The following is a 21,738-nucleotide window of genomic DNA, read 5'->3' on the forward strand; positions in this document are numbered from 1 at the left end:
TTGTGGCGTCCGTCGACGGGATTGACAATGGCTGATATTTTGATATTTCGCGAATTATGGAAACTATTTCAGCCATCAACGAATCCGGCTCGACCCGCTGGGCCGTCGAGGCGCTGGGCGCCCTCGCCCATGAAACCCGGCTGGCTGTCTTCCGTCTGCTGGTGCGCGCCGGGCCCAACGGCATGGTGGCGGGTGAGATCGCCGATCACGCTGGCGTGGCGGCCTCCACGATGTCCCACCATCTGGCGACGCTGGAGCGGGCCGGACTTGCCGCCTCCCAGCGCGAAGGCCGGTTGATCCGCTATCGCGCCGACTTTGCCGCCATGCGGCGCCTGCTGGCGTTCCTGGTGCAGGATTGCTGCCAGGGCGCCCCGGAACTCTGCGTCGATCTGACCGGCGCCCTTGTCTGTGCCACTGCCGTGTGAGGACCTTTCATGACCGAGAAGATCTATAACGTCCTGTTTCTGTGTACCGGCAACAGCGCCCGCTCGATCCTGGGGGAGGCGTTGCTGAACAGCATGGGCGCCGGTCGGTTCCGGGCATGGAGCGCCGGCAGCCAGCCCAAGGGTCAGGTCCACCCGATGGCACTGGATGTGTTGCGGGAAGCGGGCCTGCCGGTTGATGGTCTGCGATCCAAAAGCTGGGACGCGGTTGCCGGTCCCGACGCGCCGGTGTTCGATTTCATTTTCACGGTCTGCGACAATGCGGCGGGTGAGACCTGCCCGGTATGGCCGGGCCATCCGATGACTGCCCACTGGGGTATTGAGGATCCGGCGGCGGTAGAGGGCGATGGTCAGCGGCAGGCGTTTCTCACGGCCCTGCGCTACCTGCGCAACCGTATCAATCTCTTCCTCAATCTGCCGCTGGACAGCATCGATCGCATGGCGACCGAGCGCCGGATCAGCGAGATCGGCCGCACGGAAGGGGCCACGGGTGTGGCGACGGGCGATCACTGAGGCGTGCCCGCGCACGATGGTGGACTCCCGGAGACTGCCGCTACCATGTCGACGCGCCGTCGGCGTTTGCTGCCGAAAGAGGATGTATGACCGATACGCCGGAGCATGATGAGGCCGGAGCCTCGCCGCTGGGAGTATTTGAACGCTGGCTCTCGCTCTGGGTGGCGCTGGCGATCGCGGCTGGTATCGGTCTGGGCAACCTGGCGCCGGACCTGATCGCCGGGCTGGCGCGGCTGGAGATTGCCTCCGTCAACCTGGTGGTGGCGGTTCTGATCTGGGCGATGATCTATCCGATGATGGTGGGCGTCGATTTCGCCAGCGTCCGTGACATCGGTCGCCGGCCACGCGGCCTGATCATCACGCTGGTGGTGAACTGGCTCATCAAACCCTTCACCATGGCCGCCATTGCGGTCCTGTTCTTCAATCACCTCTATGCCGGCCTGATGTCGGCCGACGATGCCCGGCAATATGTCGCCGGGCTCATTCTGCTCGGCGCGGCGCCATGCACGGCCATGGTGTTCGTATGGTCCCAGATGACGAAGGGCGACCCCGCTTACACGCTTGTCCAGGTGTCGGTGAATGATCTGGTGATGATCGTTGCCTTCGCGCCGATTGTCGCCCTGCTCCTGGGTGTCACCAGGATCGATGTGCCGTGGGAGACGTTGCTGCTGTCGGTGGTGCTGTATGTCGTGATTCCGCTGGCGGCCGGCGCCTTCACCCGTCGCCGGGTGGTCCGGGCGCACGGCGCGAACGGCGCGGCGGTCGAGGCGTTCACGGCCCGACTCAAGCCATATGCCGTCATTGGCCTGCTAGCGACGGTGGTGCTGCTGTTCGCGTTCCAGGCCGGCACCATCCTGTCCCAGCCACTGCTGATCCTGCTGATCGCCATCCCCATCGTCATCCAGTCCTATGGTATTTTCGCGCTCGCCTATGCAGCGGCCTGGGCCTGGCGGGTGCCGCACAGCATTGCCGCTCCCTGTGCCATGATTGGCACCTCCAACTTCTTCGAACTGGCGGTGGCGGTGGCGATCGGCCTGTTCGGGCTTTCCAGCGGCGCCGCGCTGGCGACCGTGGTCGGCGTGCTGGTGGAGGTGCCGGTCATGCTGTCGCTGGTCGCCTATGCCAATCGCACGCGCTCGCGCTTTCCGGCCTGACGGTCATCCGGTCCTGATGCCCCGGCAAAAGAGACCACTCGGGCGTCATGTCGTGACATCCGGCTGGGGCGATGGCGGATGACCCTGGCCGCCGACTGATCCCTGTCGTCGCTGCTGTCATCGTATCCGCCGGGCGCGCCGTGGTTCATCCGCTTGATTTCACCACCACGCTGGCCTAACAGGCGACATTCGTCGGACTCGGCTTGCCGGGTGGCTCGGCCGGGCGCCTATCCCCCGGATAACTTCTTTCAAACCGCCTACTCCAGACGGCTGTATCCGTGGCTGGCGCGAAAGTGTGTCTGAAATTCAGGTTCGATCGCCCTCATGACCGCAATGAACACGCTTCAGCGCGAATGGCTGAGCAATCCCCGCAATGACATTCTCGCCGGCCTGGTCGTTGCGCTGGCCCTGATACCCGAAGCGATCGGCTTCTCCATCATCGCCGGTGTCGATCCCAAGGTCGGGCTCTACGCGTCTTTCTCGATCACTGTCATCATCGCGCTGGTGGGGGGGGCGTCCGGGCATGATTTCCGCTGCGACCGCCGCCGTGGCCGTGCTGGTGGTGCCATTGGTGCGCGATCATGGCATCGAGTATCTGTTCGCGGCGACGGTGCTGATGGGTGTGATCCAGATTGCCGGCGGTTTCCTCCGGCTCGATCTGCTGATGAAGTTCGTCTCGCGTTCTGTGGTCACGGGATTCGTCAACGCCCTTGCGATCCTGATTTTCCTTGCCCAGCTGCCGCAGCTGGTTGGCGTGACGCCCGTGACATATCTGATGGTCGCCGGCGCGCTTGCCATCATCTACCTGTTTCCGCGTCTGACGCGGGCGGTGCCCTCGCCGCTGGTGGCGATCGTGGTGCTCACCGTGCTCGCCATCTATCTCGACCTCGACGTGAACCGGGTCGGCGACATGGGCGAGCTGCCCGCCACATTGCCGGTGTTCGCACTGCCGCACGTGCCGCTGACGTTTGAGACGCTGCAGATCATCCTGCCCTATTCCTTGACAATGGCGGCGGTCGGTCTGCTGGAATCGCTGCTCACCGCCCAGATCGTCGATGAGCTGACCGACACGCCCTCCGACAAGGAGCGTGAGGTCAAGGGCCAAGGGATCGCCAATCTGCTGACGGGGTTCATGGGCGGCATGGGGGGATGCGCCATGATCGGGCAATCGGTCATCAATGTGAAGTCGGGCGGCCTGACACGACTGTCGACCTTCGTGGCCGGTATTTTCCTGCTGTTCCTCATCGTCGTGCTCGGCCCGCTGGTGGCGAAAATTCCCATGCCGGCGCTGGTGGCGGTGATGATCATGGTTTCGATCGGCACCTTCAGCTGGAGTTCGATCAGGAACCTGCGGGTACATCCCTGGCACAGCAGCGTGGTCATGGTGGCCACCGTCGTCACGGTGGTCTGGACGCACGATCTGGCCAAGGGCGTTCTCGTCGGCGTGCTGCTCTCGGGAATTTTCTTTGCCAGCAAGGTCAGTCGTCTGTTCGCTGTCGTCAGCAGCCTGTCGGACGACGGGCGGTGCCGCACCTATCGCATGACCGGCGAGATATTCTTCGCCTCGTCGGACCAGTTTCATGCGGCCTTCGATTTCCGCGAGGTGATCGAGAAGGTGGTGATCGACGTGCGGGATGCACATTTTTGGGATATTTCCGCTGTTGGCGCGCTTGATAAGGTCATGCTCAAGTTTCGCCGCGAGGGCACCGAGGTGGCGCTGCTTGGCCTCAATGAGGCCAGCGCCACCTTGGTCGACCGGTTTGGTGTTTTTCACAAACCGGGTGCGGATGGGCAGTCCGTCTCGCACTGAAATGTCACGCCCGGGGCGGGGGAGAAGATCATGACGCGATTGCTGGCCTGCATTGATGCCTCGGTCTATGCCACCAGTGTGGTCGACCATGCGGCGTGGGCTGCCCGTCGGCTCGCCGCCGCGGTCGAGGTGCTCCACGTCATTCAGCGCAAGGACGCCGCCGCCGCGCGCAACGACCTCTCGGGTGCGGTGGGGCTCGGCGCCAAGTCGGCGCTCCTTGAGGAGCTGGCGCGTATCGATGAAGCCGAGGGGCGCCTGGCCCAGGAGCGCGGGCGTGCACTGCTGGCCGCGGCCGGGGATCGTCTGATGGCCGCGGGTGTCGCGGACATCATGACCACCCACCGTCATGGCGGCATTGTCGAGACGGTGATCGAGCGTGAGGGCGATGCCGCGCTGGTGGTGATCGGCAAGCGTGGCGCTTCCGCCGATTTCGCGCAGGGGCATCTGGGCAGCAAGGTGGAGCGGGTAGTCCGCCAGAGTGTCCGGCCAGTGCTGGTGGCCTCCCGCACCTTCGTGGAGCCGGCGCAGGTGGTGATAGCCTTCGATGGCGGCCCGAGCGCGCGCAAGTCGGTGGCGTTTGTCGCCAGCTCGCCGCTGTGCGCGGGTCTGGGCATCCACGTGGTGATGTCCGGCAGCCGGTGCAATGATGATTATCTGGCCTGGGCGCGTCAGGCGCTGCGGGAGCATCGCGACGTGAAGATCACGTTCGTGTCCGGAGAGCCGGCCGAGACCATTCACGCCTATCTTCACGCCCGGCCGCACAGCCTGCTGGTGATGGGGGCTTATGGACATTCCCCTCTGCGCGCTCTTCTGGTCGGCAGTACCACCACGGAGATGATCCGCGCCTGCCGCAGCCCGGTGTTGTTATTCCGGTGATCCGCGGCGCGGGATGTTGCGGTTCTCCGGTCGTGACCGGACGCGCCGTTCCGGGAATCGTCGTGTCAGCTTCCCGCCACTGTGGGGTTTGAACTCACGTGGTCAAAGTCGTTGAGGTCGACCCGGCGGGTGCGCCGACGGAAGCTGAAGGTGAAGCCCGGCCACACCGTCGGGTTGCGGCCATCCTCGGTGAGGTACCAGCTCTTGCAGCCGGACTGCCAAACGGTGTGGGCGATCTCCCCCTGCAGCGCGTCGTTGTAGGCCGCCTGCACGGCCGGCGCCACGTCGAGCGCCCGCCAGCGCCGCCGGTCCAGCTGGCGCAGCGCGTCCATCACGTAGCGGATCTGCGACTCGATCATGTAGACCATCGAGTTGTGGCCCAGCCCGGTGTTCGGCCCCATCAGGAAGAACATGTTGGGGTAGCCGGCGACCACGGTGCCGAGATAGGCCGCCGCGCCGCGATCCCACTCGGCGTTGAGCGACCGGCCGCCCCGGCCGACGATCTCGGTGGGGCTCAGCACGTCGGTGGCCTTGAAGCCGGTGCCGAAGATGATGGCGTCCACCGGGTGCTCGACGCCGTCGCGGGTGCGGATGCCGGTGGCCGTTACTGTCTCGATGCCGGCGGTCTCGACATGGACGTTGGGCCGGTTGAGCGCCGGGTAATAGTCGTTGGAGATCAGCAGCCGCTTGCAGCCCGGCGTATAGTCGGGCGTCAGCCTGGCCCGCAGCACCGGGTCGGGGATCGCCTGTTCCAGATGCCGGGTCGCCATCTCGGCGACGCGGGCCATCAGCTTGACGTTGCGGGTGAAGGCGTAGGCCCGGCTTTCCATCATGCAGTAGATGGCGCCGCGCCAGAGGTATTGCAGCGGCGGCAGGGCGCGCATCAGCGCCATTTCCCAGCGCCGCACCGGCCGGTCGGCCTTGGGCAGCACCCACGGCGGCGTGCGCTGGAACAGCGTCAGCTGGCCGACGTGCGGCGCGATCGCCGGCACGAACTGGATGGCGCTGGCGCCGGTGCCGATGACCGCCACCCGCTTGCCGGCCAGATCATAGTCGTGGTTCCAGTCGGCGGAGTGGAAGCTGGTGCCCTGGAACCCCTCCAGCCCCGGCAGCGACGGATAGGCCGGCCGGCTGAGCCCGCCCATGCCGGAGACGACGACGCGGGCGGTGGTCTGCGCGCCCGTGCGGTCGGTCAGCACCCATAGCGCGCGGGCCTCGTCGAACACGGCGCGCAGAATCTCGCAGCCGAAGCGGATGTGCGGCCGCAGCGCGTATTTGTCGGCGCAGTGACGCAGGTAGCGCCAGATTTCCGGCTGCGGCGAATACATCCGCGACCAGTCCGGGTTGGGCTCGAAGGAGAAGGAATAGAGGTGCGAGGGCACGTCGCAGGCGCAGCCCGGATAGTGGTTGTCGCGCCAGGTGCCGCCCACCTCGTCGGCCTTCTCGAAAATGCGGAAGTCGTGGCGGCCGGCCTTTTTCAGCGCGATCGCGATGCCGAGGCCGGAAAAGCCGGTGCCGATGATGGCGACGTCGATGTCCGGCCGCGTGCCGCCGCCGCGACCCGTGCCGCCCGTCCATGAGGCTTGTGCGTCCATGTCTGTCTCCCCCCGGTATGCGGCCTTGATGGCCGTCCGGTTGCCCGGCGTGCGGCTGGCCTGTCTTAAATCGGTTGATTTAGGCTAGGGGCGGGTGGTAGGGAAATCAAGTGATTTAACGAACCGGAAGGAGCGGCGGCATGGCCGAGGCGGACACGCCGTTGGCGCGCGGCGCGGATGCGGGCAGGATACAAACACCGGCGGCGGATACCCGCACGCGGCTGATCCTGGCGGCGATGGAGCTGTTCGGCGAGCGCGGTGTCGAGGGCGCCTCGCTGCGCGGCATCAACGAACTGGCGGATTGCCGCAATTCCGGGGCGGTGCATTATCATTTCGGCGGCCGGGTGCAGCTGGTCAGCGCGATTCTCGACTTCATCACCACGCAGTGGGGCGAGTCGGTGCCGCCCGAGCAGCAGGCCAGTGTGATCGAGATCATGCGGGCGATGGCGCTGTCGCAGCTGGAGCTGCGCGACAACCATCCGTGGGGGCTGAAGGCGTTGCGTTTTCTCGAACGGCTGATGATGGACCAGGATCCCGAAATCCAGGCGCTGTGGCGCGTCCATTTCGAGGCCCGGCTGCAACGGGTGGCCGACCGGCTGACGACGCTGTGCCCGGCCGTGCCGGTGACCCGGTTGCGGTTGCGCTTCATGATGGCGGTGGTGACGCTGGTGCATGGCGTCTCCGGCCTCACCGCCCTGCAGCGCACCGCGCTGGGCGACGTGCGCGGCGGCCGCGGCGATCTGGCCATGATCGACGAGCTGGCGGCGTTCGCCACCGGCGGCCTGCTGGCCGACGTGGCCGATCCGGCCTAGCCCTTGCTGTGATCGGCGCCGCACTGGCTTGCCAGCGGCGTCGGCATCAGCGTCGCGGTCGCCGTGGCGATCAGCCGGTCCGCCGGGTCATGCACCTCCGCCGCCACCAGCAGCCGGCGCCGTCCGGCGTGGCGGACGCGCGCCCGCGCGGTCAGGCGCCCCGGACTGGCCGGGCGGAGGAAGTGCGCCTGCAGGTCCAGCGTCGGCGCGTAGTGGCCGGCCGGACAGTGGGCGCGGGCGGCGCGCGCCATGGCGGTATCCAGCAGTGCCAGCAGCACGCCGCCGTGAACCGTGCCCTGCTCGTGCAGGTGCCGGGCGTCCGCCTCCAGCGTCACCACGAACGCGCCGTCTTGCGCGCCGGCCAGGTTCAGGCCGAGCAGGGCGTTGAAGCCATCGACGCCGCCCATGAGCCCGCCGGTCAGCGCGGCAGCCGCAGCCGGTTGGCGATGTTGTTGCGCTGGATCGCCGACGAGCCGCCGAGGATCGGCATCACCAGAATGTCGCGGACATAGCGTTCCATGTCGAAGTCGCGGACATAGCCATAGGCGCCCATGATCTGCTGGCAGCTCAGCACGATCTCCTTGGCGGTCTCGCAGACGAACAGCTTGGCCATCGAGGTTTCCACCGCCGCCGGCTGGCGGGCGTCGATCAGCCGGGCGGCGTTGTAGGTCATCAGCCGGCAGGCTTCGAACTTGGTACGTGCGTCGGCCAGCATGTGGCGGATCGACTGGATGGTGCAGATCGGCTTGCCGAACTGGACGCGCTGCTGGGCATAATCCCAGGCATCCTGCACCGCGCCGCGCGCGATGCCCAGCGCCATGGCGGCGACCTCTAGCTTCTCGACGTCGAGCCCCGGCCCGACCAGGCGCGTCCAGCCGTCGTTCCAGCCATCGGCGCCGCCCACCACATTGTCCAGCGGAATACGCACATCGGTGAAGTTCACATCATAGGTGCCGCCGCCCTTCAGCCCCAGCGTGTCCTGCGCCTCCAGCGTGACGCCGGGCGCGGTGGGCGGAATCAGCACCAGCGACAGGTTCTTGTATTTTTCATCGGCGGGCCCGGTGCGCACCAGCGCGTAGATATACTCGGATATGGCGGCACCGGAGCAGAACCGCTTGTTGCCGTTGATGACCAGCGCCTCGCCGTCACGCTCGCCCGTCGTGCGGACGCTGGCCAGATCGGCGCCGACGTCGGGTTCGGTGAAGCCGTAGGCGAACATTAGCCCCTCGCTGGCGACGCGCGGCAGCAGGGCGGCTTTCTGGGCGTCACTTGCCACCTCGCACAGGTTCAGACCGGCATAGCAGGCGGCCTGAATATAGGCGCAGCCCACGGCCATTGAGCGCGAGCACAGTTCCTCGATCACCATGATGGTCGCGGTGATGTCGCGGCCGCTGCCGCCATAGGCCTCGGGCACGGTGAGGCCGGTCAGGCCCAGCGCCACCAGCTTGTCGTGGACGTCGCGGGGGAACTCGTTGCGCTTGTCCCACTGCTGCACCAGCGGGCGCGGCATTTCCTTGTCGATGAAGCGGCGCAGCGTGTCGCGCAACATGCCGACGTGTTCGGCCTCGTCACGAATGTCGGTCTGCATGTCCATGATCCCTGTTCCCCAAGCTGATCGGTTCTCGCGGTTGTGGTGTCGGTCGCCGCCGGTGCCGCACGGCGCGGCCTTATCGCGGCGCGTCTGATGGGCGCGATGCCTCCTCGGGCTAGGCGCTGGCGGGCTCACATCCAACTCGCAACGGGCCCGAAAAATGCCGCCGCCCAACATGCGGGCGATGCGAGTTCAAGCTGAGCGCGCCAGCGTCTAGCACCGGCCCACCTGGCATGGCCGCCTCCGGCAGGAGCGGTCATGCGGCATCGCTGCTGTCGCGCAATTTTCATCAAGAGGTCTGCCTGTGACGAGACGCGGTATCCTGTCCTTCGGCGCCTATGTGCCGCGTCGGCGCCTCGACCGGCGGGCGATCGCGGCGGCACACGCCTGGGCCAACCCCAACCTCAAGGCGCTGGCGCGCGGCACGCGGGCGATCTGTGGCCAGGACGAGGACAGCCTGACCATGGCGGTGGCCGCCGGGGCTCAGGCGCTGGCCGCGCTGGATATGCCGGCGGTGGCGGCGCTCAGCGTCGCCTCCACCACCATGCCGTTCGCCGACCGCCAGAACGCGACGCTGATCGGCGAGGCGCTGGCGCTGCCCGACACGCTGGCGACGGCCGACCTCGGCGGTTCGCTGCGCGCCGGCGTGGCGGCGCTGCGGGCGGCGTTCGAGCGGCCGCAGACCAGCCTGGTGGTCGCCGCCGACAAGCGTCACACCCGGCCCGCCAGCGCGCAGGAAATGCGGGTGGGCGACGCGGCGGCCGCGCTGGTGGTGGGGGAGGGCGAGGTGCTGGCCGAGTTCGTCGCCGGCCACGCCCTGTCGGTGGATTTTGTCGATCACTATCGCGCCAGCGACGCGGATTTTGATTACGCGCTGGAAGAACGCTGGGCCCGCGACATGGGCGCGCTGCGCATTCTGCCGCGCGCCATCGAGGCGACGCTGACGCGGGCCGGCGTTGCCGGCGCGGCGGTCGCCCGGGTGGTGATGGCCGGTTTCCCGCGCCGGGAGGCCGAAGCGATTGCCGCGAAATGCGGCCTGGCGGCGGCGGCGATTGTTGACGATCTGATCGAGCCGTGCGGCGACAGCGGCTGTGCCCATCCGCTGCTGCTGCTGACGCTGGCGCTGCAATCGGCGGCGCCGGGCGACCTGATCCTGGTGGTCGGCTACGGTCAGGGCGCGGAGACGCTGCTGCTGCGGGCAACCGATGCGATCGGCCGGGCCGGTGCGATGGTGGGTGCCGCGCAGATGCTCGCCGATGGTACGACGGACGACAACTACCTGCGCTTCCTGTCGTTCAGCGGCGCGCTGGCGCTGGACTGGGGCATGCGGGCCGAGCGGGACAACCGCACCGCCCAGTCGGCTTTTTTCCGCCATCGCCAGACGGTGACCGGCTTCGTCGGCGGTCGTTGCACGGCCTGCGATACCGCCCAGTTTCCGCGCACCCGCGTGTGCGTCAACCCCGATTGCCGGCAGACCGACACCCAGGTGGCGGAGCCGTTCGCCGACAAGGCGGCGACGGTTAAATCCTTCACCGAGGACTGGCTGGCGCTCTCCTACAGTCCGCCGCTGATGTACGGCAATGTCCGCTTCGCCGGCGGTGGCGTCACCATGCTGGAGTTCAGCGACTTCGCGCCCGGCGCGCTGGCGGTCGACACGCCGCTGGCGCTCGCCTTCCGGCTCAAGGACGTCGACGCCCGGCGCGGCTTCCGCCGCTATTGCTGGAAGGCCGTGCCGCCGCGCCGCCTGTCGGCCTGATCGAGAAGGAACGAAAAATGGCCACGGGTATCAAGGACAAGGTCGTCATTCTGGGCATGGGCTGTTCGCGCTTTGGCGAGCGGTGGGAGTGCAGCGCGGAAGATCTGATGCTGGAGGCGTTCAGCGAGGCGCTGACCGACGCCGGCATCCCGCGCGACCGCATCGAGGCGGCATGGTTCGGCCTGTCGACCGACGAGCAGAGCCTGAGCAAGTCGGCCCTGTCGCTGGCCTCGGCCCTGCGGTTGCCCAATATCGCGGCGACGCGGGTGGAAAACATGTGCGCCACCGGCACCGAGGCGCTGCGCGGCGCGGTCTATGGCGTCGCCTCGGGCGCCTACGACATCGCGCTGGCGCTGGGGGTGGAGAAGCTCAAGGACACCGGCTACGGCGGCCTGCCGGAACGCACCAAGGGCACCTTCGAGGATCTGTGGTTTCCCTCGGTGACGGCGCCCGGCAGCTTCGCGCAGTTCGCCAGCGCCTATGTCGCCCGTCACGGCGTCGCGCTCGACGATCTCAAGGCGGCGATGGCGCATGTCTCGAAGAAAAGCCATGACAATGGCGCGCTCAATCCCAAGGCGCATCTGCGCAATCGGCTGACCCACGAGCAGATTCTCAAGGCGCCGATGATCGCCCATCCGCTGGGGCTGTATGACTGCTGCGGCGTTTCCGATGGCTCGGCCTGCGCCATCGTCACCACGCCGGAGATGGCGCGCCAGCTTGGCAGGAGCGGCACGCTGGTCAGCGTCAAGGCGATGCAGCTGGCGCTGAGCAACGGTTCGGAGGCGGGCTTCGATTCCTGGGATGGCAGCTATGCCCACACCACGCGCATCGCCTCGCGGCGGGCCTACCAGGAAGCCGGCATCGTCGACCCGCGCGCCGAGCTCGATCTGATCGAGGTACACGACTGCTTCTCCATCACCGAACTGGTGACCATGGAGGATCTCGGCCTGGCCGACGTCGGGCAGGGCTGGCGTGCCGTGCTCGATGGCCGCTTCGACCGCGATGGCGCGATGCCGTGCAATGTCGATGGCGGGCTCAAATGCTTCGGCCATCCCATCGGCGCGACGGGGTTGCGCATGGTCTATGAACTCTATCTCCAGCTGCTCGGCCGCGCCGGCGAGCGCCAGCTCGCCGCGCCGAAACTGGGGCTGACCCACAACCTCGGCGGCTTCCCCAACAAGAATGTGTGCAGCGTGTCGGTCATCGGGACGTTGTGATCCTCAACTTCATCGACGGGATACAGCATGGACAACAAGGCGTTCGGGCTTGCGGACCGGACTTTCATCGTCACCGGCGGTGCGCAGGGTGTCGGCCGCGCGCTGGTGGAATACGGCCTCGATCACGGCGCGCGGATTGTCGCGGTGGACGCCAACCGGGCGGCGCTGGAAACGCTGGCGGCCGAGCGCCCGGAGTCCGGTTTGCGCATCTGCGCGCTGGATGTCACCGACGAGGCGGCGGTGGAGGCGTGCGTCGCCACGACGCTGGAACAGTTCGGCGATCTGCACGGCCTCATCAACAACGCCGGCATCGTGCGCGCGGCGATGGCGCATGAAATGACGCTGGACCGCTGGCGGCAGGTGATCGATGTCAATCTCACCGGGGCCTTCATCTGCCTGCGCGCGGTCGGCCGGGCGCTGATCGCCAAGGCCGAGCGGGGTGACGCGGCGCCGGGGCGCATCGTCAACATCTCCTCCGACGCCGGCCGGCGCGGCACCATCGGCCAGATCAATTACGGCGCCGCCAAGTCCGGTGTGCTGGGTCTGACGATGTCGGCGGCGCGCGAATGGGCCCGCCACGGCATCAACGTCAACAGTGTCTGCTATGGCGTGGTGGAGACGCCGATGACCGAGACCATCCGCGACGAACGGTTCCGCGAGCGCTACATCCGCCAGATTCCGCTGGGGCGCTTCTCTGCCGCCGACGAAGTGGCCCCGGCGACCTGGTTCCTGCTCACCGATGCGGCCAGCTACATCACCGGCCAGCATCTGGCCGTCGATGGCGGCTTCCACATCACGGCCTGAACCGTGGCTGACGCCGTCCCGGACGACCTGCAGGTGGCGCGGGAAGGCGCCACGCTGCATCTGCGCCTGCACCGGCCGCAGGCGCGCAACGCCATCAATCCGGCGATGTACGATGGCCTGCGCGCGGCACTGGCCACGGCCGCCGCGGACGACACGCTGACGACGGTGCTGCTGTCGGCGGAGGGCGCGACCTTCTGTGCCGGCAACGACATCGCCGGCCTCCAGGCTGTGCGCGCCTTGCCGATGGACGAACGGCCGGGGTTCCGGTTCATGCAGGCGCTGGCGGCGTTTCCCAAGCCGGTGGTGGCGGCGGTGGCCGGGCGCGCCGTCGGCATTGGCGCCACGCTGCTGCTGCATTGCGATCTGGTCTATCTCGAACCGGACGCGACGCTGCTGCTGCCGTTCGCCAGGCTGGGGCTGGTGCCGGAATTCGCCTCGTCATTGCTGCTGCCGCGCATGGCCGGTCACGCGCGCGCCGCCCGCTGGCTGCTGCTGGGCGAGCCGATGTCGGCGCACGACGCCCGCGACATCGGGCTGGCGAGCGAGGTGGTGGCGACCGGCACCGCGCTGGCGCGCGCGCAGGCCGCCTGCGCGGCGATGGCCGATCTGTCGTCGCCGTCGCTGATCGCCACCAAGGCGTTGATGCGCGAGGGCGTCGAGGCCCGCGTGCGCGAAGTGATGGTGCGCGAGATGGCGCAGCTCAGCGAATTTCTCAACAGTCCGGCAACCCAGGCGCGGCTGGCCGCCGGGCGGACGCCGCGTGCCTGAGGGGCAGGGCGTGTGGGCACGAGTGCAATGCGAGGCGCTAGTGAATCGGGCCGCTGCTACATTTTCCGACCAACGACCGGCCTCCGATCCGCGCCGCATCTGCCGGTGCGGTGGGGGCGACAGGGCGAAATCCTTGGGGGATGACGACGTATGACGAGTATTGATCTGGCGCCGCTGCCGACGATGCCCGACTGTCGGGCCTTGCGTCAGGACGTGCGCGATTTTCTCGCCCATGCGCTGGCGGATCGCGCCCTGCCGGCGCGGGCGCGGAGCTGGTCGGCGGCGGACCCCGCGTTCAGTCGGGCGCTCGGTGGCAAGGGCTGGATCGGCATGACCTGGCCGTCGGCCTATGGCGGCGGCGATGCCAGTGCGCTTGAACGTTATGTGCTGGTGGAGGAACTGCTGGCGGCCGGGGCGCCGGTGGCCGCCCACTGGTTCGGTGACCGCCAGAGCGGCGCCATGCTGCTGCGCTATGCGTCGGAGGCGGTGAAGGCGGCGTTGCTGCCGCGCATGGCCGCCGGCGACCTGTATTTCTGCATCGGCATGAGCGAACCCGGCGCCGGATCGGACCTCGCGGCCATCCGCACCCGGGCGACGCCGGTCGACGGTGGCTGGCGGGTGAACGGCGCCAAGATATGGACCTCGGGGGCGCATCTGGCCCACCTGATGATCGCGCTGGTGCGCACCGGCGACGGCACCGACACGCGCCACGACGGGCTCAGTCAGCTGATTGTCGACCTCAAGGCGCCCGGCGTCACCGTCCGGCCCATCGTCGACCAGATGGGCGATAGCCACTTCTGCGAGGTGTTCCTCGACGATGTCTTCGTGCCCGCCGACATGCTGCTGGGCACCCCGGGCGACGGCTGGCGGCAGGTCAATGCCGAACTGGCGCTGGAGCGCAGCGGGCCGGAACGCTACCTCAGCAGTTACCCGCTGATCGAGGCGGTGATCGCCGCTCTTGATGACACGGCGGACGAGGCGCTGGTCGCCCAGGTGGGCCACTGGGCGGCTCAACTGTGGACCTTGCGGCAGATGTCGCTGTCGGTGGCGGGCAAGCTCGCCGCCGGCGACGATCCGATGCTGGAGGCGTCGCTGGTCAAGGAGGTCGGTGCCCGCTTCGAGCAGGAGGTGCCGCGCGCCTTGCAGGCGGTGTGGGACGGCACGGGGCTCGCCGACGCCGACGGCGCGCTTCACGAGGCCCTGCATTTTCTGCTCGGCGCATCGGCGTGTTTCTCGTTGCGTGGCGGCACGCGGGAAGTGCTGCGCGGCATCATCGCGCGCGGATTGGGCCTGCGATGAGCGACCAGCAGACCTTGCTTGAACAGACGGTCACCCGTCTGTGCCTGGAGCTGGCGGCGGCCGGCGATAGCGCGGCGGCGCCAGCGTCCTGGCAGGCGGTCGAGGCGCTGGCGCTGCGCGATCTGCTGCTGCCGGAAGAAGCGCAGGGCTTCGCCGCCAGCTGGGCGGCGGCCGGCGCGGTGTTCCGCCTGATCGCCGCGCACGGTGTGGCGCTGCCGATCCCCGAGGCTGTTCTGGCTCGCCTGTGGTGTCATCGGCTGGGCATCGGCGGACGTGAGCCGTGCGGCCTGGCGGTGGCGCTGCCGGCAGGCGATTTGGCGATGGACAATCTGCGTGTCGACCCGGACGCGCGGCTGTGGGGCGAGGCCGATGGCGATGCGGACCACGTCGCGCGTCTGCTGCTGCTGGGGGCGGACCGCTGCTGGCTGGTGGCGGTGACGGCGGACACGGTGGCGGGCGGCGCTGGCCGGGTTCGCCTTGCCGGCGCCCGCATCGTGGCCGAGGCGGCGTTGCCGGCGGCGCGCGCCGATTGGCTGGACGAGCTGGCGCTGCTGCGGGCCTGCCAGATGGCCGGCGCCATCGAGGGGATGCTGGCGCTGTCGCTGGCGCACGTCGGCACGCGTCAGCAATTCGGCCGGCCGCTCGGGCGCTTTCAGGCCATCCAGCAGCAGCTTGCCGTGCTGGCCGGCGAAAGTGCCGCCGCCAGTTGCGCGGCCGCCAGCGCGTGTCAGGCGCGCGATCGCGGCGAGGCCGGCTTCGAGATCGCCGCCGCCAAGCTGCGGGCCAATCAGGCGGTGGGGCTGGCCACCGACATTGCCCACCAGGTCCATGGCGCCATCGGCTTCACCCGCGAATGCGCGCTCAACGTCCTGACGCTGCCAGCCCACCGCTGGCGCTCGTCGCTGGGGGGCGATCGCCGCTGGGCGCGCGCGCTGGGGCGTCAGGTGCTCGCCGCCCGGCCGCAGCCGTTCTGGCACTGGCTGACCGCCCGCAGCGACGCCCAGCTCTCTCCGCCCGAGGACACCCGATCATGAACGATTACGCCGCCCGGCCCGAATACCCCGCCCACTGCGACTATCCGGCAATGCCGGCGCTGGAAGACGCGCAGCTGCTGCTGGAAAATGGCGTCGCGCTGCTGCGCTTCTGCCGCGATGACGTGCGCAACGCGCTCACCGGTACAGCACTGGTCGATGACATCATCCGCGTCTGCGACTGGGCCAACCGTACGCCGGAAGTGGGCACCCTGGTGTTCACCGGCGCCGGCAAGGCCTTCTCGGCCGGCGGCAATGTCAAGGACATGAGCGCGCGGGCCGGCATGTTCGGCGGCGAGGGGCTCGACATCCAGGACGCCTACCGGCGGGGCATCCAACAGATGAGCCGCGCGGTGCACACGCTGGAGGTGCCGACCATCGCCGCGGTCAATGGCCCGGCCATCGGCGCGGGGCTCGATCTGGCCTGCATGTGCGACATCCGCATCGGGGCCACCACCGCCAGTGTCGCGGAGTCCTTCGTCAATCTCGGGCTCATTCCCGGCGATGGCGGCGCCTGGTTCCTGCCGCGCATCGTCGGCGTCCAGCGGGCGGCGGAGATGACCTTCTCCGGCCGCACGGTCGACGCCGAAGAGGCACTGGCGATCGGGTTGTTTCTCGATCTTGCTCCGCCGGACCAGCTGATGGCGCGCGTACTGGCCATGGCCAACCGCTTCGCGGCCAAGCCGCGCCAGGCGCTGCGGCTGGCCAAGCGCCTGCTCCAGCTCGGCCAGCGGGCGCCGCTGGCGGATTTTCTCGACCACTGCGCCGGCCTGCAGGCCCTGGCGCACCACAGTGCCGCGCACCAGACCGCGCTGGCGGCGTTTCTTGCCCGGGACAACTGACCGGCGTTTGCTTCAGGAAAGGTATTGCCCATGGAGATTGTCTATTCTCCCTATGACGAGCGCGTGATGGCCGACCCGTGGGCCACCTATCGCCGCATGCAGGACGACGCGCCGGCCTATTACATCCCCGATCTCGATTGCTGGGCGCTGTCGCGTTTCGAGGACATCTGGCAGGCCAGCATGGACCGCCATTCCTACACCGCCGGCCACGGCACCTCGCCCGACGCGCTGTTTCTGGCGTCCGAACCGCCACCGTCGGTGTTCCTGTTCATGGACCCGCCGGCCCATGGCGTGCATCGCGGCATGATCGCCAAGAGCTACCAGAAGGACAAGATCGCCACCATCGACGCGCATGTGCGCGCCATCGTGCGGGAACTGCTGATGCCCGCACTGGAGACCGGCAGGATCGAGGTCTATCACCTGGCCAGCCGGGTGGCGCTGTTCGTCATCGCCGACTTCATCGGTCTGACCCGCGAGGAAATCCTGCACATCCGCGGCCTGATCGATCGCTTCTACACCCGTGAGCCGGGCGTGCGCGGCACCACGCCGGCCGGCGCCCAGGCATTCGCCGAAGCGCATGACTATATCCACGGCCTGATCGGCAAATACCGGCGGCAGCCGCCGGCATCGCACAGCCATATCAACACCTGGCTCCACGCGATCGCCGCCGACACGACAATGACGGACGAGGAGATTTTTTTCAGCATCTTCGCCATGGTCATCACCGGTTCCGACACGGTGCCGCTGACCACCGCCAGCTGCGTCTATTACCTCGACCAGTTTCCCGACCAGCAGGCGCTGGCCCGGCGCGACCCCGCGCTGCTCGCCGGCGCCTTCGAGGAGACGGCACGCTACGACCAGCCGACCAACCTGCTCGGCCGTCGCCTGGTGCGCGATGTCGAGCTGCACGGCCAGACCATGCGGGAAGGCCAGTCGGTGCTGTTTCTCTACGCCGCCGCCGGCCGGGACGGGCGGGAGTTCGAGCAGCCCGACAGCTTCAATATCGAGCGCAAGATGCGCCGCACGCTGGCCTTCGGCACCGGCATTCATTTCTGCCTTGGCCAGCATCTGGCCCGCCTGGAGGGGCGGATCATCCTGGAGGAGCTGATGGCGAGCATTCCGGAATTCGCCGTCGAGCGGGCGGCCTGCCGTCGGGTCTATGGCGAGTTCCTGCAGAGCTATTGCTCGGTGCCGATCAGCTTCAAACCTCGTTGAGCCATGGCGCAGCCGATCGATGAGGCGGGGCTTGCCCGCCTGCTGGCCGAGACGCCCTCGCTGTTCCTGCCCGGCTGCACCGGTGAGCCGCGACGTCTGCGGGCGATGGCGATCCGCCAGCCGGGGCTGACCGCCAGCTGCGCGGTGCTGACCTCGTTTGTCGCCGGCCTCAACGACTTCGCCACGCCGCTGCTCACGGCCTCGCCGCGGGTCACCGGCTTTTTCCCGGCTCCCGGGCCGCGCTATCGCCAGCTGGTGTCGACCTACGCTGGCATTGACGCCTGCCTGCGGGCCTGCCAGCCGGGCCTGGTCTGCCTGCCGGTCACCCGGCCGGACGCGCGCGGCCACGTCTGGCCCGGTGTGTCGGCCGAGTTCGTGGCGACGGCGCTGGAGACGGCGGCGGTGCGGGTGGCACTGGTGTCCGACCAGTTGCCCGTCATCGGCGCCGACGACGGCGTGCCGCTGGCGGCCTTCACCCACGTCCTGACAGACGACCAGCCGCCGCTGATGCGCGCGGACGAGCCGGTCGACGACACGATGGCCGCCATCGGCCGGCATCTGGCAACGTTGATTCCCGATGGCGCGACGCTGCAGACGGGCATCGGCAAGGTGCCGGCGGCGCTGTTCGCCAGCCTGGGCGGTCACCGGCGGCTGCGCATTCACACTGGCATGGCGACTGGTGGCCTGCGCGGGCTGGTTGAGGCGGGCGCACTCACCCGCGAGGCGCCAGTGGTCTGCGCGACCCTGCTGGGCGACCGGGATTTCTATCGCTGGCTCGACGGACGGCAGGACATCGCCTTGCGGCCGATCAGCCATACCCACAACGCCGCCGTGCTGGCCGGGCTGCCGGCGCTGGTGGCGGTGAACTCCGCCATCGAGGTCGACCTGCTGGGCCAGGTCAACGCCGAGCGGATCGGCGATACCGTGGTCAGCGCGCCCGGGGGCCTGCCGGACTTTGCCGCCGCTGCCCATCGCGCCGCCGACGGCCTGTCGATCATCGCGCTGCCGTCCACCGACGCGCGCGGTCGCCATTCACGTATCGTGGCGCGGCTTGCCGCCGGCACGCCGGTGAGCGTCGCGCGCCACGATGTCGATGTGGTCGTCACGGAGCAGGGCATCGCCGACCTGCGCGGCCTGACCACCGGAGAACGCGCGCTGGCGCTGGTGGCCGTCGCAGCACCGGCCTTCCGGCCGGCGCTGCGCGCGGCGCTCGATGCCGCGCTGGAGGCTAGCCCGGCATAGGCCGGCCGCCGCTTCAGTAGGTCAGCGGCAGGTCGAGCGCACGCCGCGCGATGATGTTCTTCTGGATCTCCGACGAGCCGGCGCCGATGGTGTCGAGCGCGGTGGCGCGGTAGGACCACTCCCATTTGCCCCCCATCGGCGCGCTGGCATCGTGTTTGTCGATCAGGCCGTCCGGCCCCAGCGCATCCAGCGCGAAGTCGGCGATCTCCTGGTGCAGCTCGGTGCTGTAGAGCTTGCACATGGCGGCCTCGATCGACGGTACCCGGTCCAGCGTCGAGGCATAGATCACCCGTCGCTGCAGCATCTTGGCGGTTTCCACCTTGGCGGTCAGCCGGGCCATGCCGCGCCGGACGTGCGGCCGTTCGATGATCGGGGCGCCGTCGCGACGGCGGGTGCACAGCAGCGCGCGCAGGCGGGCCAGCTTCTGTTCCAGCGGGCTGAAGGTGTAGAAGGTGAAGCGCTCATAATCGAGCGCCTCGCAGATGTAGGTCCAGCCCTTGTTGACCGCGCCGACCACATAGTCGTCGGCGACGAACACATCGTCGAGAAACACCTGGTTGGTGACATGCTCACCCATGGTCTCGATCGGGTGGATGGTGATGCCGGGCTGGCGGATGGGCAGCAGGAACAGGCTGATGCCCTTGTGCTTGGGCGCGTCCGGGTCGGTGCGCGCGGCCAGCCAGTACCAGTCGGCGAAATGGGCCGACGTCGTGAACATCTTCTGGCCGTTCAGGCGCCAGCCGGCGCCGTCGCGCTCGGCCCGCAGCTTGAGCGCGGCGAGGTCCGAGCCGGCGTGCGGTTCGGTGTAACCCAGCGCGAACTCGATCTCGGCGGTGAGGATCTTGGGCAGAAACTCCCGTTTCAGCTTTTCCGAGCCATGGCGGATCAGCGTCTGGCCGACACAGCCGACGCCCTTGCCGATGAGCGGCGCGCCGACGCGGGACAGTTCCTCGTTGAGCAGATATTCGTAGATGCCGGGCTTGCCCTGGCCGCCATATTCCACCGGCCACGACATGCCGAGGTAGCCCCGCTGCGCCAGGGCGCGACAGAAGGCCTTGCGCGCCGGCGTGTCGGCGAGGATGGAGTCGGACTCGCGCTCCGGGCACATGATGTCGGCGGCGTCCGGCCAGCCGGCCACCTCGTCGAGGAACGCGCGGACTTCGGCGACGAACGCCTGTTCGTCGGGGCTGAAATCGAAATTCAAGAGCGTACTCCGGCTATTTGGTGAGGTATTTCACCACCGCGTCGGACACCTGCTCCACCAGCTCGTCATCGGTGATCACCGGCGAGTTGTTGTCGAGATAGGCATCGATGGCGCCGACCACGATATGCTCGGCCACGAACATCGCGACTTCGATGTCGGCGATCTTGATGGCGGCGCGGTGCTGCTGATAGTAGGCGCGGATGGTGTTGTAGAGGAACTTCTCGGTCGTCATCTGCCGCGACAGCTTGCCGAGCTTGGGCACCTCGCGCGGCAGGCGCAGGAAGATGAAGCTGTACTGTTTGCGGATGGCGAGAATCTGGCGGATGATTTCCGGCGTCGACAGTTCCAGCGGCTTGGACAGCTGGTTCAGGATGCATTCCCGCAACACGTCGGCGGCGTTGATGACGGCGTTTTCCACCAGGGCGGCGGCAATTGCCTCCTTGCTGGGGAAATACTGGTAGAGCGACCCGATGCTGACGCCGGCGACGTCGGCGATGTGATTGGTGGTGGCGGCCTCGTAGCCGTTCTTGGCGATGATCGACTCCGCCGAGCGCAGGATGCATTCAACCGTGAAGCGAGCCCGCTCCTGGCGCGGCACTTTGCGTGGTGCAAGCTGGGTATCCGTCTCGATCATCGCCTTCTCCCCTGGCAACGCCGTCTCCCCGGGCTTGCCGGGGCGCGTATCTCCCGTTTTCGGGCCTGGCTTCAGCCTCTTCTGGCGTCGTTGGCCCCGTTTTCGGGGTTCTGGCATCGCCGGCTCCTCCCTAGCATAAAATATGAAACTATACTCACATTAAACTCGCATTCGCTCTGTGCTTGTACGGGCGGCCGATGCGGGCGGTCCGGGCGCTCAGGGCTCGATGAAGCCGAGCTCGGCGAGAATCATCGAGCCGTTGATCACCGGGTTGCCGGCGGCATAGAACAGCGTCTCGGCGATTTCCTCCGGCTCGATCAGCCGCCCCTGGGTCAGCAGCGAGGCGAGATGTTCCAGCGCCGCGCCGCCGTAGCTGCGCAGCATTTCGGTGTTGGTAAAGCCCGGGCAGATGCAGGCGGTGTGGATGCGCTGGCCGGCGAGGTCCTGCGCGGTTGCCCGCATCAGGCCGGCCAGGGCGTGCTTGCTCATGATGTAGGCGGCCATGCCGCGGGTCGCCCGGTAGCTCAGTGTCGAGCCGACGTAGAGGATCGACGAGCCCGGCGCCATGCGCGGCAGCAGCAGCAGGTTGAGCACCGCGGGCGCCACGCTGTTGATCTCCAGGCAGGCCCGCATGGCCTCGGCGGTCAGCTCGGTGGTGCTGCCGGCCCCCTTGTGGGCGGCGTTGTGCACCAGGCACAGGCGCGCGCTGTCCGGCAGGTGGTCGGCCAGCGCCGTGCCCACCGCGTCGGCCCATGTGGGGTCGGCGAAATCGGCGTGGATGTGGATGGCGCCCTCCAGCGGGATCGGCTGGCGCGAGAGGTTGATCACCCGGGTGCCGGTGGCCGCGAAGCGTCGGGCGGTGGCCAGACCGATACCGGCGCTGCCGCCGGTGATGACGAGATAGTCGATGCCTGCTGGCGTTGCCATGTGCG

The 21,738-nt window shown here is 68.2% G+C and carries 20 protein-coding genes, 1 pseudogene and 1 other annotated feature; of the genes and pseudogenes, 15 read left to right on the plus strand and 6 right to left on the minus strand.

Annotated elements, in window-relative coordinates; translation table 11 throughout:
- Positions 1 to 56: 56 nt before the first annotated feature.
- The 5 genes and pseudogenes from ABU113_RS09280 (at position 57) to ABU113_RS09300 (ending at position 4,796) form a co-directional block, all read left to right on the plus strand.
- A complete protein-coding gene (locus tag ABU113_RS09280; RefSeq protein ID WP_454559234.1) occupies positions 57 to 425 on the plus strand; it encodes an ArsR/SmtB family transcription factor in 369 nt (122 codons plus the stop codon).
- A gap of 9 nt (positions 426 to 434) precedes the next feature.
- Positions 435 to 956, plus strand: coding sequence for an arsenate reductase ArsC (locus tag ABU113_RS09285; protein ID WP_454559235.1), 522 nt, complete (start codon positions 435 to 437; stop codon positions 954 to 956).
- Between the two features lie 86 nt (positions 957 to 1,042).
- Positions 1,043 to 2,110 (plus strand): ACR3 family arsenite efflux transporter, encoded by a 1,068-nt coding sequence (gene arsB / locus ABU113_RS09290; RefSeq protein WP_454559236.1) that lies wholly within the window; start codon positions 1,043 to 1,045, stop codon positions 2,108 to 2,110.
- A gap of 191 nt (positions 2,111 to 2,301) precedes the next feature.
- Positions 2,302 to 2,354: a sequence feature (sul1 is cis-regulatory element that is thought to sense ions involved in sulfur or methionine metabolism; They are found in Alphaproteobacteria), on the plus strand.
- An 80-nt stretch (positions 2,355 to 2,434) separates the two neighbouring features.
- Positions 2,435 to 3,920, plus strand: a pseudogene (locus tag ABU113_RS09295) (SulP family inorganic anion transporter).
- A 30-nt stretch (positions 3,921 to 3,950) separates the two neighbouring features.
- The gene (locus ABU113_RS09300) at positions 3,951 to 4,796 is read left to right on the plus strand and encodes a universal stress protein (RefSeq protein WP_454559237.1); all 846 of its coding nucleotides are present in this window, start codon (positions 3,951 to 3,953) and stop codon (positions 4,794 to 4,796) included.
- Between the two features lie 65 nt (positions 4,797 to 4,861).
- Here ABU113_RS09300 and ABU113_RS09305 read toward each other — a convergent pair whose 3' ends face one another.
- Entirely contained in the window at positions 4,862 to 6,391 is a 1,530-nt protein-coding gene (locus ABU113_RS09305; RefSeq protein WP_454559238.1) for a flavin-containing monooxygenase, read from the minus strand.
- Positions 6,392 to 6,531: 140 nt separating this feature from the next.
- On the opposite strand from ABU113_RS09305, the gene ABU113_RS09310 reads away from it, so the two are divergent.
- Positions 6,532 to 7,203 carry a TetR/AcrR family transcriptional regulator gene (locus ABU113_RS09310; protein ID WP_454559239.1) on the plus strand — a complete coding sequence of 224 codons (672 nt, stop codon included), beginning with the start codon at positions 6,532 to 6,534 and terminating at the stop codon, positions 7,201 to 7,203.
- Here the strand turns inward: ABU113_RS09310 and ABU113_RS09315 are convergent.
- On the minus strand, positions 7,200 to 7,610 hold the full coding sequence (locus ABU113_RS09315) for a PaaI family thioesterase (RefSeq protein WP_454559240.1): 411 nt from the start codon (positions 7,608 to 7,610) through the stop codon (positions 7,200 to 7,202). The genes ABU113_RS09310 and ABU113_RS09315 overlap by 4 nt on opposite strands.
- An 11-nt stretch (positions 7,611 to 7,621) precedes the next feature.
- Positions 7,622 to 8,797, minus strand: coding sequence for an acyl-CoA dehydrogenase family protein (locus tag ABU113_RS09320; RefSeq protein ID WP_454559241.1), 1,176 nt, complete (start codon positions 8,795 to 8,797; stop codon positions 7,622 to 7,624).
- A gap of 301 nt (positions 8,798 to 9,098) precedes the next feature.
- Here ABU113_RS09320 and ABU113_RS09325 point away from each other — a divergent pair, with 301 nt between their 5' ends.
- From ABU113_RS09325 to ABU113_RS09365, 9 genes are all read left to right on the plus strand, one after another.
- Positions 9,099 to 10,550 (plus strand): zinc ribbon domain-containing protein, encoded by a 1,452-nt coding sequence (locus ABU113_RS09325; RefSeq protein ID WP_454559242.1) that lies wholly within the window; start codon positions 9,099 to 9,101, stop codon positions 10,548 to 10,550.
- Between the two features lie 17 nt (positions 10,551 to 10,567).
- Positions 10,568 to 11,767: an acetyl-CoA acetyltransferase gene (locus tag ABU113_RS09330; RefSeq protein WP_454559243.1), complete on the plus strand. Its 1,200-nt coding sequence runs from the start codon at positions 10,568 to 10,570 to the stop codon at positions 11,765 to 11,767.
- Between the two features lie 27 nt (positions 11,768 to 11,794).
- The gene (locus ABU113_RS09335) at positions 11,795 to 12,571 is read left to right on the plus strand and encodes an SDR family NAD(P)-dependent oxidoreductase (protein ID WP_454559244.1); all 777 of its coding nucleotides are present in this window, start codon (positions 11,795 to 11,797) and stop codon (positions 12,569 to 12,571) included.
- Between the two features lie 3 nt (positions 12,572 to 12,574).
- A complete protein-coding gene (locus tag ABU113_RS09340; protein WP_454559245.1) occupies positions 12,575 to 13,339 on the plus strand; it encodes an enoyl-CoA hydratase-related protein in 765 nt (254 codons plus the stop codon).
- A 150-nt stretch (positions 13,340 to 13,489) separates the two neighbouring features.
- Positions 13,490 to 14,638: an acyl-CoA dehydrogenase family protein gene (locus tag ABU113_RS09345; RefSeq protein ID WP_454559246.1), complete on the plus strand. Its 1,149-nt coding sequence runs from the start codon at positions 13,490 to 13,492 to the stop codon at positions 14,636 to 14,638.
- Positions 14,635 to 15,672 carry an acyl-CoA dehydrogenase family protein gene (locus ABU113_RS09350; protein ID WP_454559247.1) on the plus strand — a complete coding sequence of 346 codons (1,038 nt, stop codon included), beginning with the start codon at positions 14,635 to 14,637 and terminating at the stop codon, positions 15,670 to 15,672. The genes ABU113_RS09345 and ABU113_RS09350 overlap by 4 nt, the downstream gene beginning before the upstream one ends.
- Positions 15,669 to 16,511, plus strand: coding sequence for an enoyl-CoA hydratase-related protein (locus ABU113_RS09355; protein ID WP_454559248.1), 843 nt, complete (start codon positions 15,669 to 15,671; stop codon positions 16,509 to 16,511). The genes ABU113_RS09350 and ABU113_RS09355 overlap by 4 nt, the downstream gene beginning before the upstream one ends.
- 30 nt (positions 16,512 to 16,541) lie before the next feature.
- Positions 16,542 to 17,726, plus strand: coding sequence for a cytochrome P450 (locus ABU113_RS09360; protein WP_454559249.1), 1,185 nt, complete (start codon positions 16,542 to 16,544; stop codon positions 17,724 to 17,726).
- Between the two features lie 3 nt (positions 17,727 to 17,729).
- A complete protein-coding gene (locus ABU113_RS09365; protein WP_454559250.1) occupies positions 17,730 to 18,968 on the plus strand; it encodes an acetyl-CoA hydrolase/transferase C-terminal domain-containing protein in 1,239 nt (412 codons plus the stop codon).
- A 13-nt stretch (positions 18,969 to 18,981) separates the two neighbouring features.
- Here ABU113_RS09365 and ABU113_RS09370 read toward each other — a convergent pair whose 3' ends face one another.
- From ABU113_RS09370 to ABU113_RS09380, 3 genes are all read right to left on the minus strand, one after another.
- Positions 18,982 to 20,172 (minus strand): acyl-CoA dehydrogenase family protein, encoded by a 1,191-nt coding sequence (locus tag ABU113_RS09370; RefSeq protein WP_454559251.1) that lies wholly within the window; start codon positions 20,170 to 20,172, stop codon positions 18,982 to 18,984.
- 13 nt (positions 20,173 to 20,185) lie between these two features.
- Positions 20,186 to 20,806, minus strand: coding sequence for a TetR family transcriptional regulator (locus ABU113_RS09375; RefSeq protein ID WP_454559252.1), 621 nt, complete (start codon positions 20,804 to 20,806; stop codon positions 20,186 to 20,188).
- 216 nt (positions 20,807 to 21,022) lie between these two features.
- Entirely contained in the window at positions 21,023 to 21,733 is a 711-nt protein-coding gene (locus ABU113_RS09380) for an SDR family oxidoreductase (protein WP_454559253.1), read from the minus strand.
- Between the last annotated feature and the right edge of the window lie 5 nt (positions 21,734 to 21,738).

The sequence above is a fragment of the Parapedomonas caeni genome (assembly GCF_041060555.1).
GTDB lineage: Bacteria > Pseudomonadota > Alphaproteobacteria > Sphingomonadales > Sphingomonadaceae > CAUJIW01.

Coding starts and splice junctions, on each gene's coding strand:
- ABU113_RS09360 (WP_454559249.1), top strand. CDS start 16,542: ATGGAGATTGTCTATTCTCCCTATGACGAGCGCGTGATGGCCGACCCG.
- arsB (WP_454559236.1), top strand. CDS start 1,043: ATGACCGATACGCCGGAGCATGATGAGGCCGGAGCCTCGCCGCTGGGA.
- ABU113_RS09350 (WP_454559247.1), top strand. CDS start 14,635: ATGAGCGACCAGCAGACCTTGCTTGAACAGACGGTCACCCGTCTGTGC.
- ABU113_RS09335 (WP_454559244.1), top strand. CDS start 11,795: ATGGACAACAAGGCGTTCGGGCTTGCGGACCGGACTTTCATCGTCACC.
- ABU113_RS09330 (WP_454559243.1), top strand. CDS start 10,568: ATGGCCACGGGTATCAAGGACAAGGTCGTCATTCTGGGCATGGGCTGT.
- ABU113_RS09285 (WP_454559235.1), top strand. CDS start 435: ATGACCGAGAAGATCTATAACGTCCTGTTTCTGTGTACCGGCAACAGC.
- ABU113_RS09305 (WP_454559238.1), bottom strand. CDS start 6,391: ATGGACGCACAAGCCTCATGGACGGGCGGCACGGGTCGCGGCGGCGGC.
- ABU113_RS09345 (WP_454559246.1), top strand. CDS start 13,490: ATGACGAGTATTGATCTGGCGCCGCTGCCGACGATGCCCGACTGTCGG.
- ABU113_RS09375 (WP_454559252.1), bottom strand. CDS start 20,806: ATGATCGAGACGGATACCCAGCTTGCACCACGCAAAGTGCCGCGCCAG.
- ABU113_RS09310 (WP_454559239.1), top strand. CDS start 6,532: ATGGCCGAGGCGGACACGCCGTTGGCGCGCGGCGCGGATGCGGGCAGG.
- ABU113_RS09355 (WP_454559248.1), top strand. CDS start 15,669: ATGAACGATTACGCCGCCCGGCCCGAATACCCCGCCCACTGCGACTAT.
- ABU113_RS09365 (WP_454559250.1), top strand. CDS start 17,730: ATGGCGCAGCCGATCGATGAGGCGGGGCTTGCCCGCCTGCTGGCCGAG.
- ABU113_RS09280 (WP_454559234.1), top strand. CDS start 57: ATGGAAACTATTTCAGCCATCAACGAATCCGGCTCGACCCGCTGGGCC.
- ABU113_RS09380 (WP_454559253.1), bottom strand. CDS start 21,733: ATGGCAACGCCAGCAGGCATCGACTATCTCGTCATCACCGGCGGCAGC.
- ABU113_RS09300 (WP_454559237.1), top strand. CDS start 3,951: ATGACGCGATTGCTGGCCTGCATTGATGCCTCGGTCTATGCCACCAGT.
- ABU113_RS09315 (WP_454559240.1), bottom strand. CDS start 7,610: ATGGGCGGCGTCGATGGCTTCAACGCCCTGCTCGGCCTGAACCTGGCC.
- ABU113_RS09320 (WP_454559241.1), bottom strand. CDS start 8,797: ATGGACATGCAGACCGACATTCGTGACGAGGCCGAACACGTCGGCATG.